Below are 14,444 nucleotides of genomic sequence, written 5' to 3' on the forward strand. Positions count from 1 at the left end.
CAGGGACGGACCCCGGGATGGGGGGAACCCACGGGGAGGTGGCAGGACAGTGGTGCAGCAGCTGACGCAGCACGATCCGAGACGGATCGGCCCTTTCGAGGTGCTGGGCAGGCTGGGTGCCGGCGGTATGGGCCTGGTCTATCTCGCGCGCTCGGCATCCGGCCGGCGCGTGGCGATCAAGACCGTACGGGCGGAGCTGGCGGAGGACCAGCTGTTCCGCGTGCGCTTCGCCCGTGAGGTGGAGGCGGCCCGCGCGGTCAGCGGCTTCTACACGGCGGCGGTCGTCGACGCCGATCCCAGGGCCGCCGTGCCCTGGCTGGCGACGGCGTTCGTGCCGGCGCCCTCGCTCGAGGAGATCGTCAACGAGTCGGGGCCGCTGCCGGTGCAGGCCGTGCGGTGGCTGGCGGCCGGGGTCGCGGAGGCGCTCCAGTCGATCCACGGGGCGGGGCTGGTCCACCGGGACATGAAGCCCTCCAACGTGCTCGTCGTGGAGGACGGTCCGCGGGTGATCGACTTCGGCATCGCGAGCGGGGTGTCCAACACGCGGCTGACGATGACGAACGTCGCCGTCGGCACGCCCGCGTACATGTCGCCCGAGCAGGCCAAGGACTCGCGCAGCGTCACCGGCTCCAGCGACGTGTTCTCGCTGGGCTCGACGCTGGTCTTCGCCGCGACCGGGCACGCGCCCTTCCACGGGGCGAACCCCGTGGAGACGGTGTTCATGCTCCTGCGGGAGGGCCCGGACCTGTCGGGCCTGCCCGACGATCTGCGCCCCCTCATCGAGGCGTGCATGCGGATGGAGGCCGACCGCCGGCCGAGCCCGGCGGACCTGCAGGCGCAGCTGGCGCCGCATCTGTTCTCGTCCGCGGGTGACGACACCGGTACGGCTTCCGCGTGGCTGCCGCCCGCGGCGGTGGGAATGATAGAGGAACGGCGCAGTGGCGGCCGCCCCGGCGCGGGGCCGGGCGCCCCCGGCGGCGCGGGCGCCGGGGTGCCGGGCGGCGGTGGCGCGGCTGCCGCGGTGCCCCCGATGCCGGCGCGGCCCCCCGTGCCGCCCGTGGGACCGGCGGGACCCCCTCCGGTCGCAGCCGAGGGCCCGGGCGGGCCGGTGCAGCTCGCCGGTTCGGCACCGATAGGACCCGGGATGCGGCTCGCCGAGCGCAAGAACCAGGCCGCGGCCACCGCCGCCGCCGGGGGCGCGCTGGGCTGGGCCGGTCGCGGCGGCGTGGCCGGAGGACCGCCGGCGGCGGTGCCCGGTCAGGGAAGCGGCCAGGGAAGCGGTCAGGGCGGTCCCCAGGGCGTGCCGCAGGCGCCCGCGGTGCCGCCGGGCGAATGGCGGCCGTGGCGCTTCCGCATGTCCAACGACGTGTGGGGCACCCCGGTCGTCTCCTCGGGCCGGCTCTACGTGACCTCCTTCGAGGTGCACGCGCTGGACGTGGCCACCGGGCGGCGGCAGTTCAAGACCCGTGACGTGGCGTGGACGATGGCGGTCTCGCGCGGCCGGATCCACGGCTCCGACGGGCCGAGCCTGTACGCGCTGGACGCCGCGGACGGCTCCGAGCACTGGCGCACCGGTGTGGACGGCTGGATCTACTCCCTCCGCGCGGACGGCGGGACCGTCGTCACCGGCACCCGCGGCGGCGGCGTGCAGGTCTGGGACGCCGCGGCCGGGCGGCTGCGCTGGGAACGCGGCGGGGCGCAGACGGAGTTCGAGACGCCCGAGTCGGGCCCGAGCGTGGTGGACGGGGTCGTCTACTTCCACGGCGGCGGACGGCTGCACGCCCTGGACGCGACGAGCGGCACCGAGCACTGGTCGTACCCGACCGGGGAGGGCGGCGCCATGCCGACCCGTCCGGTCGTCGCCGACGGCGCGGTGTACGTGACCGTGGGGAACCGGGTGCTCGCCCTGGACGCCCGCAGCGGCACCGAGCGGTGGCGCTTCGACGCCCCCGCGGTGATGTTCGCGCCGCCCGCCTACGTGCCCGGACCGGGCGTCACGGGCGGCGGTGTCTACGTCGCGGACTACCTGGGCACCGTCTACGCCCTGGACCCGGTGGACGGACGCGACCGCTGGCGGGTCGCGACCGAGCAGCGGCAGAGCGTGGAGCCCGTGCTCATCGCGGGCGGTTCGGTGATGCTGGGCGCGGGAGGCGCGCTCTACACGCTCGACGCGGTCTCCGGCACCCCGAAGTGGCGCTTCGCCGCGCAGGGCGAGATCGTCGGCTCCCCGGTGGTGGCCGACGGACGCGTGCACTTCGGCTCGAAGGACCACTGCCTGTACACGGTCGACGCGAGCGGCGGCCAGTTGCGCTGGAAGCTCGAGACCGGCGGCGAGATCACCGGTTCCCCGGTGGTCTCGGACGGTGTGGTCTACGCGAGCAGCAAGGACCGCTGCGTGTACGCCCTCAACGCCGTGAAGGGCACCGAGGCGGCGACCCGGCGTACGTGAGGACCCGGCTGACGGCCGTCGTGCCGCACACGGAAGGGGCAAACGACGGCCGCCGCCGGCCAACTTACGCGGCGCGGGACGGGGGCGCCACGCGAGGGGCCGTCAGGTGACCCCGTTCCGGCCGTCGTGAGGCCGCCGGGGCAGGGCGGCCCCGGCTCCTCGTCCGGGGCGGGCCCGGGCAGGACCCGTCAGCGCACGCGGTGCTCCCGGGTGCGGCCGGCGAACAGCCGGGCCTGGCGTTCCGGGGGGAGGTTGCCGAGGGCGATGAGGTGCGGCGCGTGGGCGAAGGCCTGGGCCCGTGCGGCCTCGTGGACCGACCAGACGGCGCGGACGGTGCCCTGCACGGCCTCGGTGCGGTGGGCGGCCAGGACCGCCGCCGCGCGCAGGGCGGCGTCGAGCAGCAGCGGCCCGGGCACGACCTCCGAGACCAGCCCGGTCTCGTGGGCGCGCCGCGCGCCGATCCGCTCCGAGGTGCCCATCAGGGCCATGCGCATCACCTCGCCGTACGGCATGCGCTGTGCCATGGCGATGGCCTCGTACGCGCTGACCATGCCGTAACTGGTGTGCGGGTCGAAGAAGGTGGCGTGCTCGGCGGCGATGACGAACTCGCACTCGCCGAGCAGGTAGAAGGCGCCGCCGCAGGCCATGCCGTTGACGGCGGCGATGACCGGCTTCCACAGGTCGTTGGCCTTGGGCCCGACGGTCAGCAGCGGATCGTCGAGCGTGTAGGGGGAGGGCGGTTGCGGGACCTCGGCCGCGCGGTCCAGGCCGGTGCAGAAGGCACGGTCGCCGGCCCCGGTGAGGACGACCGCGCGGACCTCGTCGCCGGCGCGGAACTCCCTCCACAACTCGGTCAGTCCGGCCGCGGTGGCGAGGTCGATCGCGTTGTGCCGCTCCGGGCGGTCGAGGGTGACGACGGCGACGCCGTCGCCGGTCTCACAGCGCAAGCCAGCGCGGGATGCCGTCATGGAAGACCGCCTTCACGGGGGCGCCGATGCGGATGCGGGCGGGGTCGAAGGAGTCCAGCCGGGCGTCCGGTGCCGTGACCAGGTTGCCCACCAGCCGGATCCGGGGGTCGTCGGCGAGCTCGACGAGGACGACGTCGTACAGGGCCTGCTCGGCGTAGCCGGGCAGCAGCGGCGGATGGGGCACGACGTACGACCAGACGCGGCCGCGGCCGCTGGTGCGCCGCCACTCGGCGGCGAAGGAGTGGCAGTGCGGGCAGCACGGCCGGGGCGGGAAGCGCAGCCGTCCGCAGTCGGCGCAGGCCTGGACGCGCAGTTCGCCGGCGCGGGCGTACTCCCAGAACGGGGCGCCGTCGTCGTCGGTGACGGGGCTCAGCATGTCAGCTCCTCAGGATCAGGGCGGAGGTCGGGACGCCCTCGCCCGCGGTGACCAGGCAGGTCCGCGCGCCGGGCACCTGGGCGGTGGAGGTGCCGCGCAGTTGCCGTACGCCCTCGGTGACGAGGTTGAAGCCGTGGACGTACGCCTCGCTCAGGCCGCCCCCGGCGGTGTTGAGCGGCAGCCGGCCGCCGATCTCCAGGGCACCGCCCTCGGTGAAGGCGCCTCCCTCGCCGCGGCCGCAGAAGCCGTAGCCCTCCAGGGAGAGCGGGACGAGGGCGGTGAAGGCGTCGTAGACCTGGGCGACGTCGATGTCCCCCGGGGTGAGGTCGGCGTGCTTCCACAGGTGGCGGGCGGCGGTCCAGGCGGGGCCCGTCAGGGGGTCGTCGGTCCAGTAGTTGACCATGCCGTGGTGCTGGGCGGGCAGGCCCTGGGCGGCGGAGTGGATGTAGACGGGGCGTTGCCGGCAGTCGCGGGCGCGGTCGGCGGAGACGACGACGCAGGCCAGCGCGCCGTCGGTCTCCAGGCAGTTGTCGTAGAGGCAGAGCGGTTCGCTGATCCAGCGCGAGGTCATGTACATCTCGCGGGTCAGCGGGCGGTCGTACATGATCGCGGCCGGGTTCTGGTTGGCGCGGTTGCGGCAGGCGAGGGCGACGTTGAAGAGGTGGTCGCGGGTGGCGCCGTACTCGTGCATGTAGCGGCGGGTCAGCATGCCGATCTCGTCGGCGGGCCGCAGCAGGCCGAAGGGCCGGGTCCACTGTGCGGGGGTGGGCAGTTGGACGGTGGTGTTCGTCCAGGGGCGCGGGCCGCTGCCGCGTTTGCGGGACCGCCAGGCGACGCCGACGGTGGCCTGGCCGGTGGCGACGGCGGCGGCGAGGTGGGCGACGGTGGCGCAGGAACCGCCGCCGCCGAAGCCCGCCTTGGAGAAGAAGGTGAGGTCGCCGAGACCGGCGGCCTTGGCCAGCTCGACCTCGTCGGTCTCCTCCATCGTGTACGACGCGAGGCCGTCGACCTCGTGCGGCTCGATCCCGGCGTCGTCGAGCGCCGCCAGGACGGCGCGGCAGGCGAGCGACTTCTCGGACTCGGGGAGGTGCCTGGCGAAGGGTGTCGCGCCTATGCCGACGATCGCGGTGGCGTCCTTCAATGCTGACATTCCGTCAAGTTATCGCTAATCTGACGGCTAGTCAGCTCATGGGGAGGTGCTCGGCGCATGCGCGGTGACCTGGAGTGGGGCAGCGTCCCACGGCTCGTGCGGGAGGCCGCGCGGCGCTGGGGCGGGCGCGAGGCGGTGGTGGACGGCCGCACCCGTGTCACGTACGCCGAACTCGGCGCCCGGGTCGAGCGCGCCGCGGCGGCGGCCGTGGCGTCCGGGATCGCCCCGGGGGACCGGGTGGCCGTCTGGGCCCCCAACACGCTCGACTGGATCACCGCCGCCCTGGGCTCGGTCACCGCGGGCGGGGTGCTCGTCCCGCTCAACACCCGCTTCAAGGGGGCGGAGGCGGCCTACGTACTGCGCCGCACCCGTGCCCGGCTGCTCTTCGTCACGGGCACCTTCCTCGGCACTTCCTACGTCGCCGCCCTGCGACGCGCGAGCACCCGCTGCCGGACCTGGAACAGGTCGTCGTCCTGTCCGACGCGGCTCCCGAAGGCCACGGCTACCGGCGCTGGAAGGACTTCCTGGCCGCGGGCGACCCCGTCAGCGGCGCGGCGGTACGGGCCCGTTCCGACGCGATCGACGGCTCCGCGCCCTCCGACGTCACCTTCACCTCCGGGACGACCGGCCACCCCAAGGGCGTTGTGGTCACGCACGCCCAGACGCTGCGCGTCTACGACGTCTGGGCGGACCTGGCGGGACTGGAGGAGGGCGACCGCTACCTGATCGTCAACCCGTTCTTCCACACCTTCGGCTACAAGGCCGGGATCATCGCCTGCCTCATGCGGGGCGCGACGGTGATCCCGCAGCCGGTCTTCGACGTGGGCACCGTCCTGGCCAACGTCGCCGCCGAACGCGTCACCGTGCTGCCCGGCCCGCCCACCCTCCACCAGTCGGTCCTCGACCACCCCGAACGCGGCCGGCACGACCTGAGTTCACTGCGGCTGGTCGTGACGGGCGCGTCCGTGATCCCGCTGCAGCTGGTGGAACGGCTGCGTAGCGAGCTGAAGATCGCCACGGTGCTGACCGCGTACGGGCTGACGGAGGCGAGCGGCACCGTGACGATGTGCCGGCGCGGCGACCACGCGGAGGTGGTGGCCGCGACCTCCGGGCGGCCCATCCCCGACACGGAGGTGCGGGTGCTCTCGGAGGGCCCGGGGCGGCCCGGCGAGGTCCTCGTGCGCGGCTACCACGTCATGTCCGGCTACTGGGAGGACCCCGCGGCCACGGCCGAGGCCGTCGACGCGGACGGCTGGCTGCACACGGGGGACGTGGGCGTGACGGACGCCGACGGCAACCTGCGCATCACCGACCGCATCAAGGACATGTTCATCGTCGGCGGGTTCAACGCGTACCCGGCGGAGATCGAGCAGGCGCTCACCCGCCACCCGGACGGGGTGGAGGCGGCGGTGGTGGGCGTCCCCGACCCGCGGCTCGGCGAGGTCGGCCGCGCGTACGTCGTACGCCGGGCAGGCGCCGTGGTCACCGCCGACGACCTGATCGCCTGGTCCCGGCGGGAGATGGCCAACTACAAGGTGCCCCGCGAGGTGGAGTTCCTGGCCGAACTGCCGCGCAACGCGAGCGGGAAGGTGCTCAAGACGGCCCTGCGGGCGCGGTGAGGGACGTGCCGGGTCCCTCCCGCCGAGGACGGTGAGGGACCCGGTCGAATCCGTGCTCCCGGTGTCAGGGGGTGTGGAAGTTGTCGGGCGAGACGACCGTCTGGTGCCAGTTGTCCGGGCTGTCCGCGGCGGCGGCCGGGAGCGCGGCGGAGAGGAGTCCGGCCGCGACGGCGGCGAGGACGACGGCGGCCTTGCGTACGAACTTCATGACGCCTCCGGAGGAGAGGCCGGGTGCGGGCACCCGGCGGCAGCATGCGTACAGGTCGTGCCCGTGAGGCGGCCCGGACCGCGGGTGCGCGTGCGGCCGACTCGGCTGTGGAACATACCGCGTCGGTCCCCCCGGCACGCAAGTGCCGTACGGCGCCGGTGCCCGACGGCCGGCACACGTGAAGAAGGACCGGCTGCGGCGCCCCCTCCGCGCCGCAGTCGGTCCGTGGTTCCTTCGTGCTGTTCCCCCCGGAAGCACTCCCCCCTTGGTGCGCTCCTCAGGCCGTGCCGTCCCCCGTGGTGGTGCTGTCCCCCGTCGTACGGTCCCCCGTCGTTCTCTCCCCCGTGCCCCCCCGTGCCCCCCCCGGGCCGGTCGTCCCCCGTGTCAGAAGACGGTCAGGGGGTGTGCCAGTTGTCGGGCTTGACCGTGGTGTCGTCGCCCTTGACCTTGGGCTCCTCGACCTCCTCGGTGGTGACGACCTCCGGCTCTTCCTCGACGGTGGAGCCGGACTCGGGTGCCGTCTCGCTCATGGTGCCTCCCCTGGTGGGTGGAACTGGGCCGATGGAAAGCCCGCCTGGCAACGACCCCCGTGCGCTACCAGGCGGGCAGCTCTTGCAGTGATGGAATCGTGGCAGGCGTCGATAATCAACCGATAAACGGAACTGTTGATGTCCTGTGCCGATGGTGTTGCGCAGGCGGAACGGACTACACGGCGACGGCCGGAGCGGCGGGACCGTGCAGCAGGCGCCGCACCTCGTCGGCGTCGGGGGAGCCCAGTGCGACGAAGGCCGCCAGGGCGTCCCGCCAGCAGGCGCGGGCACGGTCCACCTGGCCGGCCTGGTCGAGGGCGCGGCCGAGGACGGTGAGCACCTTCGCGCGGTAGAGCTCGCCCCCGAGGTCGCGCAGCGCGTTCAGCGACTGCTCGGCCAGCGCCGCCGATTGACGGTGGGCGCCGGAGGACAGGTGCACTTCCGCCATGCGGAAGAGGGACATGGCCTCCCAGAAGTGCTGCCGCGCCGCTCTGAAGACGGGCAACGCCTCGGAGAGCGACGCCAGGGCCTCCTCGCGGCGACCGGCCGCCGTCAGCGCGATGGCCAGCGCGTACAGACCGTTGCCCAGGCGGAACCCGGCCCGCAGCTCACGGTAGATCGACAGGGCCCGCTCCGCCGAGGCCACGGCGGCGGAGACGTCCCCGAGCTCGATCTGGGCGCGGGACAGGTTGCTCAGCGCGGCGGCGCCGCCGTGCCGGTTGCCGTCGGCCATGAAGGCTTCCAGGGCCTGGGAGTGGTGGGCGGCGCAGTCCTGGAAGCGCCGTCCCGGCAAGGCCACCATCCCGCGCAGGTTGGGGGCGTAACTGCTGGTCAGAGGGTCACCGACGGCCTGCCCCAGCACGAGGCTGCGTTCGGCCTCCCGGTCCGCTTCTTCCAGGCGTCCGGCCAGGCTGTACTGCTGGCCCAGCAGCACGCGGGCCCGGCCCTCCACGAGCGGCTCGCCGCAGGCGCCGGCCGTGGCGACGATGGCGCGCGTGGCCTGCTCGTACGGGCGCGCGTAGATCCCGGACTCCATCAGGTCCTGGCTGACCAGCAGCAGGTCGACGGCGCGCCGCATCGGCCCCTCGCAGCCGTCGCCCGCGGCCTGCCGGACGGCGGCGAGGAGGCTGGGCGCCTCGGTGAACAGCCAGTCCAGGCCGTCCTCGCGGGACCCGAAGGGCAGACCGGGACGGCCGACCGGGGCGAGGTGCGCGAGCAGTCGGTCACCGGGGTTCTCCAGCTCGTACGCGCACATCGCGGACGAAAGGTAGAAGTCCAGCAGCCGGGAGAGGCTCGCGCAGCGGGCGTCGTCGCCCTCGTGGCGCTCGGCGCAGTCGCGGGCGTACAGGCGGACCAGGTCGTGGTAGCGGTAGCGGGCGGGCGCGGCGGACTCGATGAGGCTGATGTCGACCAGCGTCTCGAGCAGTTCCTCGGCGTCGTGGACGTCCAGGTCGAGGACGGCCGCGGCCGCCTCCAGGGAGATGTCCGGGCCGTCGGCGAGGGCCAGCAGCCGGAAGGCCCGGGCCTGTTGCGGGGTGAGCTGGCCGTAGCCGAGCTCGAAGGTGGCCTTGACGGCGAGGTCGCCGGCCTTGAGCTCGTCCAGGCGGCGGCGTTCGTCGCTGAGCTTGCGGGCGAGGAAGGACACCGTCCACGTGCGGCGGGTGGCCAGGCGGGAGGCGGCGATGCGGATGGCGAGCGGGAGGAAGCCGCAGGCGGCGACGACGTCGAGGGCGGCCTGGCGTTCGGCGGCGACGCGTTCCTCCCCGACGATGCGGGTGAAGAGCAGCAGGGCCTCTTCCGGGCTCATGACGTCGAGGTCGACCAGGTGGGCCCCGGCCAGGTCGACCATGCGGGTCCGGCTGGTGATCAGCGCGGCGCAACCGGGCGTGCCCGGCAGGAGGTGGCGGACCTGGGCGGCGTCGTGGGCGTTGTCCAGCAGGGCCAGGACGCGGCGGCCCGCGAGGGTCGACCGGTAGAGCGCGGCGCGGTCGGCGAGGGACTCGGGTATCGCGGAGTCGGTGACGCCGAGGGAGCGCAGGAAGGAGGCGAGCACCGTCTCGGGTTCGGCGGGCCGGGCGGCGGTGCCCTGCAGGTCGACGTAGAGCTGCCCGTCGGGGAAGGTGCCCGCGACGGCGTGGGCGACGTGGACGGCGAGGGTCGTCTTGCCGACGCCCCCGATGCCGGCGACGGCGGAGACCGACATGACGCCGCCCTCCGCGGAGGATCCGGCCAGGCGCTCGCCGAGTTCGCGGACGAAGGCGTCGCGGCCCGTGAAGTCGGCGACGGTGGCGGGCAGCTGGGCGGGCCGCACCGGCTCGGCGACGGCCTCCGCCTGCGGGACGGGCGGCGGCAGCAGCGAGGGGTCGGCCTTCAGCACGCGCTGGTGGAGTTCGGCGAGCTCGGCGCCCGGGTCGACGCCCAGCTCGTCGTCGAGGAGGCGGCGGGTGTCGGCGTAGACCCCGAGCGCCTCGGCCTGCCGCCCGCTGCGGTAGAGGGCGAGCATCAGCAGGGCGCGGGGGCGCTCGCGCAGCGGGTGCTCGGCGGACAGCACGGTGAGCTCGGAGACCACCTCGGCGTGGCAGCCGGCCTGCAGGTCCAGGTCGAGGCAGGTCTCGGTGAGCTGCAGCCGCCACTCCTGCAGGCGGGTGCGCTGGGTCTCGGCGTACGGGCCGGGGAGGCCGGCCAGCGGCTCGCCGTCGAAGAGGGCGAGGGCACCGCGCAGTTCCTCGCGGGCCGCGGCCAGGTCGCCGGCCGCGCGGGCCTTCTCGGCCGCGGCCTGGTGCCGTTCGGCGAGGAAGAGGTCGAAGCCGTCGCCAGGGTGCAGCACGTAGCCGCCGTCGACGGTGGCCAGCGCCTCGGCGCCGAGGGCCTTGCGCAGCCGGAAGGCGTAACTGCGCAGCGCCGCCAGCGCGGTGGGCGGCGGCTCCTCGCCCCAGACGGCGTCCAGCAGTTCCTGCGCGGTGGCCGTGCGGCCGCCGCGCAGCAGCAGCGCGCCCAGCAGCGCCTTCTGCTGTGGCGACCCGGCGGAGATCGGTTCCGTGCCGCGCCAGGCCCGCACCGGGCCGAGGACCGCGAAGCGCAGCGCTCCGTCCTGGTCCTTACCGCTTGCCATGCCTGCCCCCTGGTGCCGCCGAACCCTTCACGACGAGCGCGTATATCGATCGTTCATCACGAGCCGGAACAGTCTTCACGGACGGCGGGACCATCCCGATCGGTTCCGCCGCCTGTGCCAGTTTGCCGCCTCAACCTGTATGCGGTCACCTATGGGTGGCTTTCGGGAGGGGCGTTCCAGGGAGTAGCGGGGAATGTTCGGTCCAGTTTCATGTGAAGTGCGAGCATATTCCGTCGGCCCGGCCGGTGTCCGGTCGGAGGAGGTGGAGGGCCGCCCATGTGCTCGCGTTGTGTGCCGCAGGCCGTGAGCGGACCGCGCAGCCGCAGCGGGGGAGGGCCGGCGCCGTCCGTCTACCGCCTGCCCGGTCCCGCCCTGCGCCGCCGGGCCGTACGGCATCCGGAGGGGCGCCCGTACGAGCCGTACGACTGCGACTTCGCCGCCCTGGACCGCCGGGCGCGCGCGGTGGCCGCCCGGCTGGGGCGGCTGCTGCCGCCGGGCAGCCGGGTGCTGCTCGCCTACCAGCAGGGCGCGGACCTGGCCGGGGCTTTCTACGGCTGCCTGTACGCCGGGATGGCGGCCGTGCCGCTGGTCGGCGGCGGGCCTGACAGCGCGGGGACGGTCGCGGAGGCCGTCGAGCGCTGCCGTCCCGCGGCGGTGCTCACCGGGGCCGACGCGTGGACCGCGCTCGCGGTGGACCGCTCGCGCACGCAGGTCGTGGAGGCCGACGGGCGACGGGTCGGCGGCGAGCCGGTCGAACGGCTGGCTGAGGAGTGGCGCCCGGTCGGCGTCCTGCGCACGGCGCCCGGCTACGAGCGGTACGTCGCCGACGGGCTCGGTGGGGGCCGCATGGAGCCCGCGCTGCGGCACGGGGACCTGGCGGACGCGGCCGGGGAGCTGGCGGTCGCGGTGGGACGCGGGACGCGGGCGGAGGGGCTGGGGTGGATCGCCTCCGTGCACGGGTTGGAGGACGCGGTGTGGCGCATGCTCCTGCTCGCGCCCGGCGGCGGAGCCGCCTGACCCGGGGTCGTCTGCTTGCGGCCCGTTGTCGTGTGCGGCGCCGCTGTGGTTTCTGTTGGGTCTCTCCCCCACCCTCCCGCCCGATTGCCCGGCGCGATTGGTGCGGGGCTCGCACCTCGTTGTTGGGTCGGCGCCGCGCCGGCGCACGTCCTCAACGCTCGCGGTTTACCCCCACATCATTCGGCACCACACTTAACCGCTCGTCGTTTCCGGGCGCACCCCGACACACCCCCTCCCGAGGAATGGGCGCACAACGGCCGGTGGGGGGTATGGGGGCAGCGGGGTTGCCGCACGTGCGTTGCTGAACCCCCACGGCCCCGCGGTGCAAGCCCCGCATCATTCGGCACCGGGTCTGCCGCTCGTTTCCCACCGGCCTTTGGCCAGGGGGAACACCCCGACGCACGCTCTTCGGCCTGTAGGGGCGCACGACGGTCGGTGTGGGGTGATGGCGTGAGTCCCCTCCGCCCCACCTGACGCACCCCCACATCGGCAACCAATTTCGCCCCCGATGAGCTCACCTGAACTGGGCGGAGGGCCCATCGATCCTGACGCGGGCCCTGGCTGACGCTTCTCTCGACTCCGCGATCAGGTGACCCGAGGGCGCCTTCGATGCCGACTCCACCGCGTCCGGAGTGGGGCGAGGTAAGACAACGCGGGTCACCCCTGGTCCTCCCGTCGCTCGTGCCCGTACTCCACGAACTACGGTGCGGCCAGCCGCCTTCTGCCCACCCACCGGCCGTTGTGCACCCACACCCGCCGAAGGGGGCGTGTCGGGGTGCTCCCCTCGCCGAAGGCCGGGACAGACGAGCCGGACCCGGCGCCGAACGATGCGGGGCTTGCACCGTGGGGCCGCGGGGTCAGAGCACGGTTCGGGGCGCCCCGGATTGCCTTCTGCCCACCCACCGGCCGTGTGCGCCCATACCTCGGGAGGGGGTGTGTCGGGGTGCGCCCGGAAACGACGAGCGGTTAAGTGCGGTGCCGAATGATGTGGGCGTAAACCGCGAGCGTTGAGGACGTGCGCCGGCGCGGCCCCGACCCCACAACAACGTGCGAGACCCGCACCAATCGCGCCGGGCAATCGGGAGGGAGGGTGGGAGACAGCCCGCCGCAGGCGCAATGGACCCGCACACAACAACCGGGCAGCCCGGCGCAGCCGACCGCAGGCGCAAACAACCCGCACCCAACAACCGGCCGCAACCACAGACACCCGGCCGCACACAAACTTGCTGACGGACCGTCAGATTCGCGCTACCGTGCCCCCATGGAGACCTTCCCGAGGATCATTTCGGTGGACGACCACACGGTCGAGCCCCCCGGCGTCTGGCGGGACCGCCTCCCGTCGGCGTACCGGGACAGGGCGCCGCACGTCGTGCGGGCCCCCCTGAAGTCGATGACCTTCGTCGGCGGCCGGTTCGCCCCGCGCATGGGCGAGCCCGGCGACGACGGGCCCCTCGCCGACTGGTGGGTGTACGAGGACCTGCGGCGCCCGCTGACCCGCCTGGACACCGCCGTCGGCTACAGCAGGGACGAGGTGCGGCTGGAGGCGATCACCTACGAGCAGATGCGCCCCGGCTCCCACAGCGTCCCCGAGCGGCTGGCGGACATGGACGTCAACCACGTGCAGTCCGCCCTGTGCTTCCCCACGTTCCCCCGTTTCTGCGGCCAGACCTTCACCGAGGCGAAGGACCGGGAGCTGGGGCTGCTGTGCGTGCGCGCGTACAACGACTGGATGGTCGAGGAGTGGTGCGGGCCGCAGGCCGGCGGCCGGCTGATCCCGCTCACGCTCGTACCGCTGTGGGACGCGGAACTGGCCGCCGCCGAGGTGCGCCGCAACGCCGCGCGCGGGGTGCGGGCCGTCTGCTTCTCCGAGATCCCGCCGCACCTGGGGCTGCCGTCCGTGCACACCGACGCGTAGGACCCGTTCCTGCGCGCCTGCGACGAGACCGGGACCGTCGTCGCGATGCACATCGGTTCCTCCTCGCGCATGCCGTCCACCTCCGCGGACGCGCCGCCCGCGGTCGGCTCCACGATCACCTTCGCCAACTGCTGCTTCTCGATGGTCGACTGGCTGATGTCGGGGATCTTCGACCGCTTCCCCTCCCTGCGGATCATGTACGCGGAGGGGCAGATCGGCTGGATCCCGTACGTCCTGGAGCGTGCCGACGTCGTCTGGGAGGAGAACCGCGGCTGGGGCGGTGTGGCCGACAAGGTGCTGCGGCCGCCCTCGGAGCTGTTCCGGGAGCACGTGTACGGGTGCTTCTTCGACGACGCCGTGGGCCTGCGCAACATCGACGCCATCGGCGTCGGCAACGTCCTGTACGAGACCGACTACCCGCACTCCGACTCGACCTGGCCCAAGTCCCGTGAGGTGGGCGAGGCGCAGATGGGTCACCTCGCTCCGGAGGTCGTCGAGCGGATCGTGCGGGGGAACGCCGTCGAGTTGCTGGGGCTGACCCCGGAGGGCCTGTGGCCGGGGCCGGGCGGGGCCGCCGGTTGAGACGAGTTCGCCCGCCGTTGGCGGCCGTGTCGCGTGCCGTGCGCGGCCGATTGATGGGCTTCTCCCGGCAGGACGGGAGAAGGGCGGGCGATGGGTCTGATCGCCGAGTTGTGGCTGTCGGGCCGGGTCCCGGCCCGGGACGGCCTGTACCGGGTGGACGACACGGCGCTGCACGTGCACGTCGACGGCCCCCGGTTGTCGGTGTTCGACGTCGTCGCCGGGCTCGCCGAGGACCCGGAGTGCGTCACCACGGCCGATTCCCGTCCGCGGGGCGTCGTCGAGCTCCGCGACGGCACCGGGTACGTGTGCTGCGGTGACGGCGCGCACGGCTCGGAGGGCTTCTTCGCCCGGCTGGACTCCGACGGCCGCCTCCTGTGGGTGGTGGCGCTCCAGGACTCCAACCCCTTCGAGCTCGCCGAGGTCGAGGGGCGGTACGCCACCTTCACCAACAACTTGGGCCACTCGCTGACCGTGGATCTGACCGCCCCGGAGTTCACGGTGCGCTGACCCTTGTCTGA

At 73.8% G+C, this 14,444-nt stretch carries 9 protein-coding genes and 2 pseudogenes; 5 read left to right on the forward strand and 6 right to left on the reverse strand.

Annotated features, from left to right (window positions below; all coding sequences use genetic code 11):
* The first annotated feature begins 49 nt into the window (after nucleotides 1–49).
* Nucleotides 50–2,449: a protein serine/threonine kinase AfsK gene (gene afsK, locus ACFZAU_RS35030; RefSeq protein ID WP_500555518.1), complete on the forward strand. Its 2,400-nt coding sequence runs from the start codon at nucleotides 50–52 to the stop codon at nucleotides 2,447–2,449.
* Between the two features lie 188 nt (nucleotides 2,450–2,637).
* On the opposite strand, the gene ACFZAU_RS35035 is transcribed toward afsK, so the two are convergent.
* From ACFZAU_RS35035 to ACFZAU_RS35045, 3 genes are read right to left on the reverse strand one after another with little or no spacing between them, the layout of a single operon-like run.
* Nucleotides 2,638–3,417 (reverse strand): enoyl-CoA hydratase/isomerase family protein, encoded by a 780-nt coding sequence (locus ACFZAU_RS35035; protein ID WP_500555519.1) that lies wholly within the window; start codon nucleotides 3,415–3,417, stop codon nucleotides 2,638–2,640.
* A complete protein-coding gene (locus ACFZAU_RS35040) occupies nucleotides 3,386–3,793 on the reverse strand; it encodes a Zn-ribbon domain-containing OB-fold protein (protein ID WP_500555520.1) in 408 nt (135 codons plus the stop codon). Before ACFZAU_RS35040 ends, ACFZAU_RS35035 begins: the two co-directional genes overlap by 32 nt.
* 1 nt (nucleotide 3,794) lies before the next feature.
* Nucleotides 3,795–4,943 (reverse strand): lipid-transfer protein, encoded by a 1,149-nt coding sequence (locus ACFZAU_RS35045; protein WP_500555521.1) that lies wholly within the window; start codon nucleotides 4,941–4,943, stop codon nucleotides 3,795–3,797.
* A gap of 57 nt (nucleotides 4,944–5,000) precedes the next feature.
* Here ACFZAU_RS35045 and ACFZAU_RS35050 point away from each other — a divergent pair.
* Nucleotides 5,001–6,562, forward strand: a pseudogene (locus tag ACFZAU_RS35050) (FadD3 family acyl-CoA ligase).
* 64 nt (nucleotides 6,563–6,626) lie between these two features.
* Here ACFZAU_RS35050 and ACFZAU_RS35055 read toward each other — a convergent pair.
* The 3 genes from ACFZAU_RS35055 to afsR form a co-directional block, all read right to left on the reverse strand.
* Complete coding sequence (locus tag ACFZAU_RS35055; protein WP_500461035.1) at nucleotides 6,627–6,770, reverse strand: hypothetical protein; 144 nt, start codon at nucleotides 6,768–6,770, stop codon at nucleotides 6,627–6,629.
* A 395-nt stretch (nucleotides 6,771–7,165) separates the two neighbouring features.
* Nucleotides 7,166–7,300 carry a hypothetical protein gene (locus ACFZAU_RS35060; RefSeq protein ID WP_265737386.1) on the reverse strand — a complete coding sequence of 45 codons (135 nt, stop codon included), beginning with the start codon at nucleotides 7,298–7,300 and terminating at the stop codon, nucleotides 7,166–7,168.
* A 175-nt stretch (nucleotides 7,301–7,475) separates the two neighbouring features.
* Nucleotides 7,476–10,412 carry an SARP-family global regulator AfsR gene (afsR, locus tag ACFZAU_RS35065; protein WP_500555522.1) on the reverse strand — a complete coding sequence of 979 codons (2,937 nt, stop codon included), beginning with the start codon at nucleotides 10,410–10,412 and terminating at the stop codon, nucleotides 7,476–7,478.
* A 303-nt stretch (nucleotides 10,413–10,715) separates the two neighbouring features.
* Here afsR and ACFZAU_RS35070 point away from each other — a divergent pair, with 303 nt between their 5' ends.
* The 3 genes and pseudogenes from ACFZAU_RS35070 to ACFZAU_RS35080 all read left to right on the forward strand — a co-directional run bounded on the left by ACFZAU_RS35070 (nucleotide 10,716) and on the right by ACFZAU_RS35080 (nucleotide 14,433).
* A complete protein-coding gene (locus ACFZAU_RS35070; RefSeq protein ID WP_500555523.1) occupies nucleotides 10,716–11,429 on the forward strand; it encodes an AMP-binding protein in 714 nt (237 codons plus the stop codon).
* Between the two features lie 1,261 nt (nucleotides 11,430–12,690).
* A pseudogene (locus tag ACFZAU_RS35075) lies at nucleotides 12,691–13,926 on the forward strand (amidohydrolase family protein).
* Between the two features lie 90 nt (nucleotides 13,927–14,016).
* Nucleotides 14,017–14,433, forward strand: a complete 417-nt coding sequence (locus ACFZAU_RS35080; RefSeq protein WP_500555524.1) for a hypothetical protein — start codon at nucleotides 14,017–14,019, stop codon at nucleotides 14,431–14,433.
* Nucleotides 14,434–14,444 lie beyond the last annotated feature (11 nt).

This window comes from Streptomyces sp. NPDC008238 (assembly GCF_042956445.1).
Taxonomy (GTDB): Bacteria; Actinomycetota; Actinomycetes; order Streptomycetales; family Streptomycetaceae; genus Actinacidiphila.

Bases quoted from the DNA above. Each gene is read 5' to 3' on its own strand.
- ACFZAU_RS35035 (WP_500555519.1), bottom strand. From the start codon at position 3,417: ATGACGGCATCCCGCGCTGGCTTGCGCTGTGAGACCGGCGACGGCGTC.
- ACFZAU_RS35040 (WP_500555520.1), bottom strand. From the start codon at position 3,793: ATGCTGAGCCCCGTCACCGACGACGACGGCGCCCCGTTCTGGGAGTAC.
- ACFZAU_RS35045 (WP_500555521.1), bottom strand. From the start codon at position 4,943: ATGTCAGCATTGAAGGACGCCACCGCGATCGTCGGCATAGGCGCGACA.
- ACFZAU_RS35055 (WP_500461035.1), bottom strand. From the start codon at position 6,770: ATGAAGTTCGTACGCAAGGCCGCCGTCGTCCTCGCCGCCGTCGCGGCC.
- ACFZAU_RS35060 (WP_265737386.1), bottom strand. From the start codon at position 7,300: ATGAGCGAGACGGCACCCGAGTCCGGCTCCACCGTCGAGGAAGAGCCG.
- afsR (WP_500555522.1), bottom strand. From the start codon at position 10,412: ATGGCAAGCGGTAAGGACCAGGACGGAGCGCTGCGCTTCGCGGTCCTC.
- ACFZAU_RS35080 (WP_500555524.1), top strand. From the start codon at position 14,017: ATGGGTCTGATCGCCGAGTTGTGGCTGTCGGGCCGGGTCCCGGCCCGG.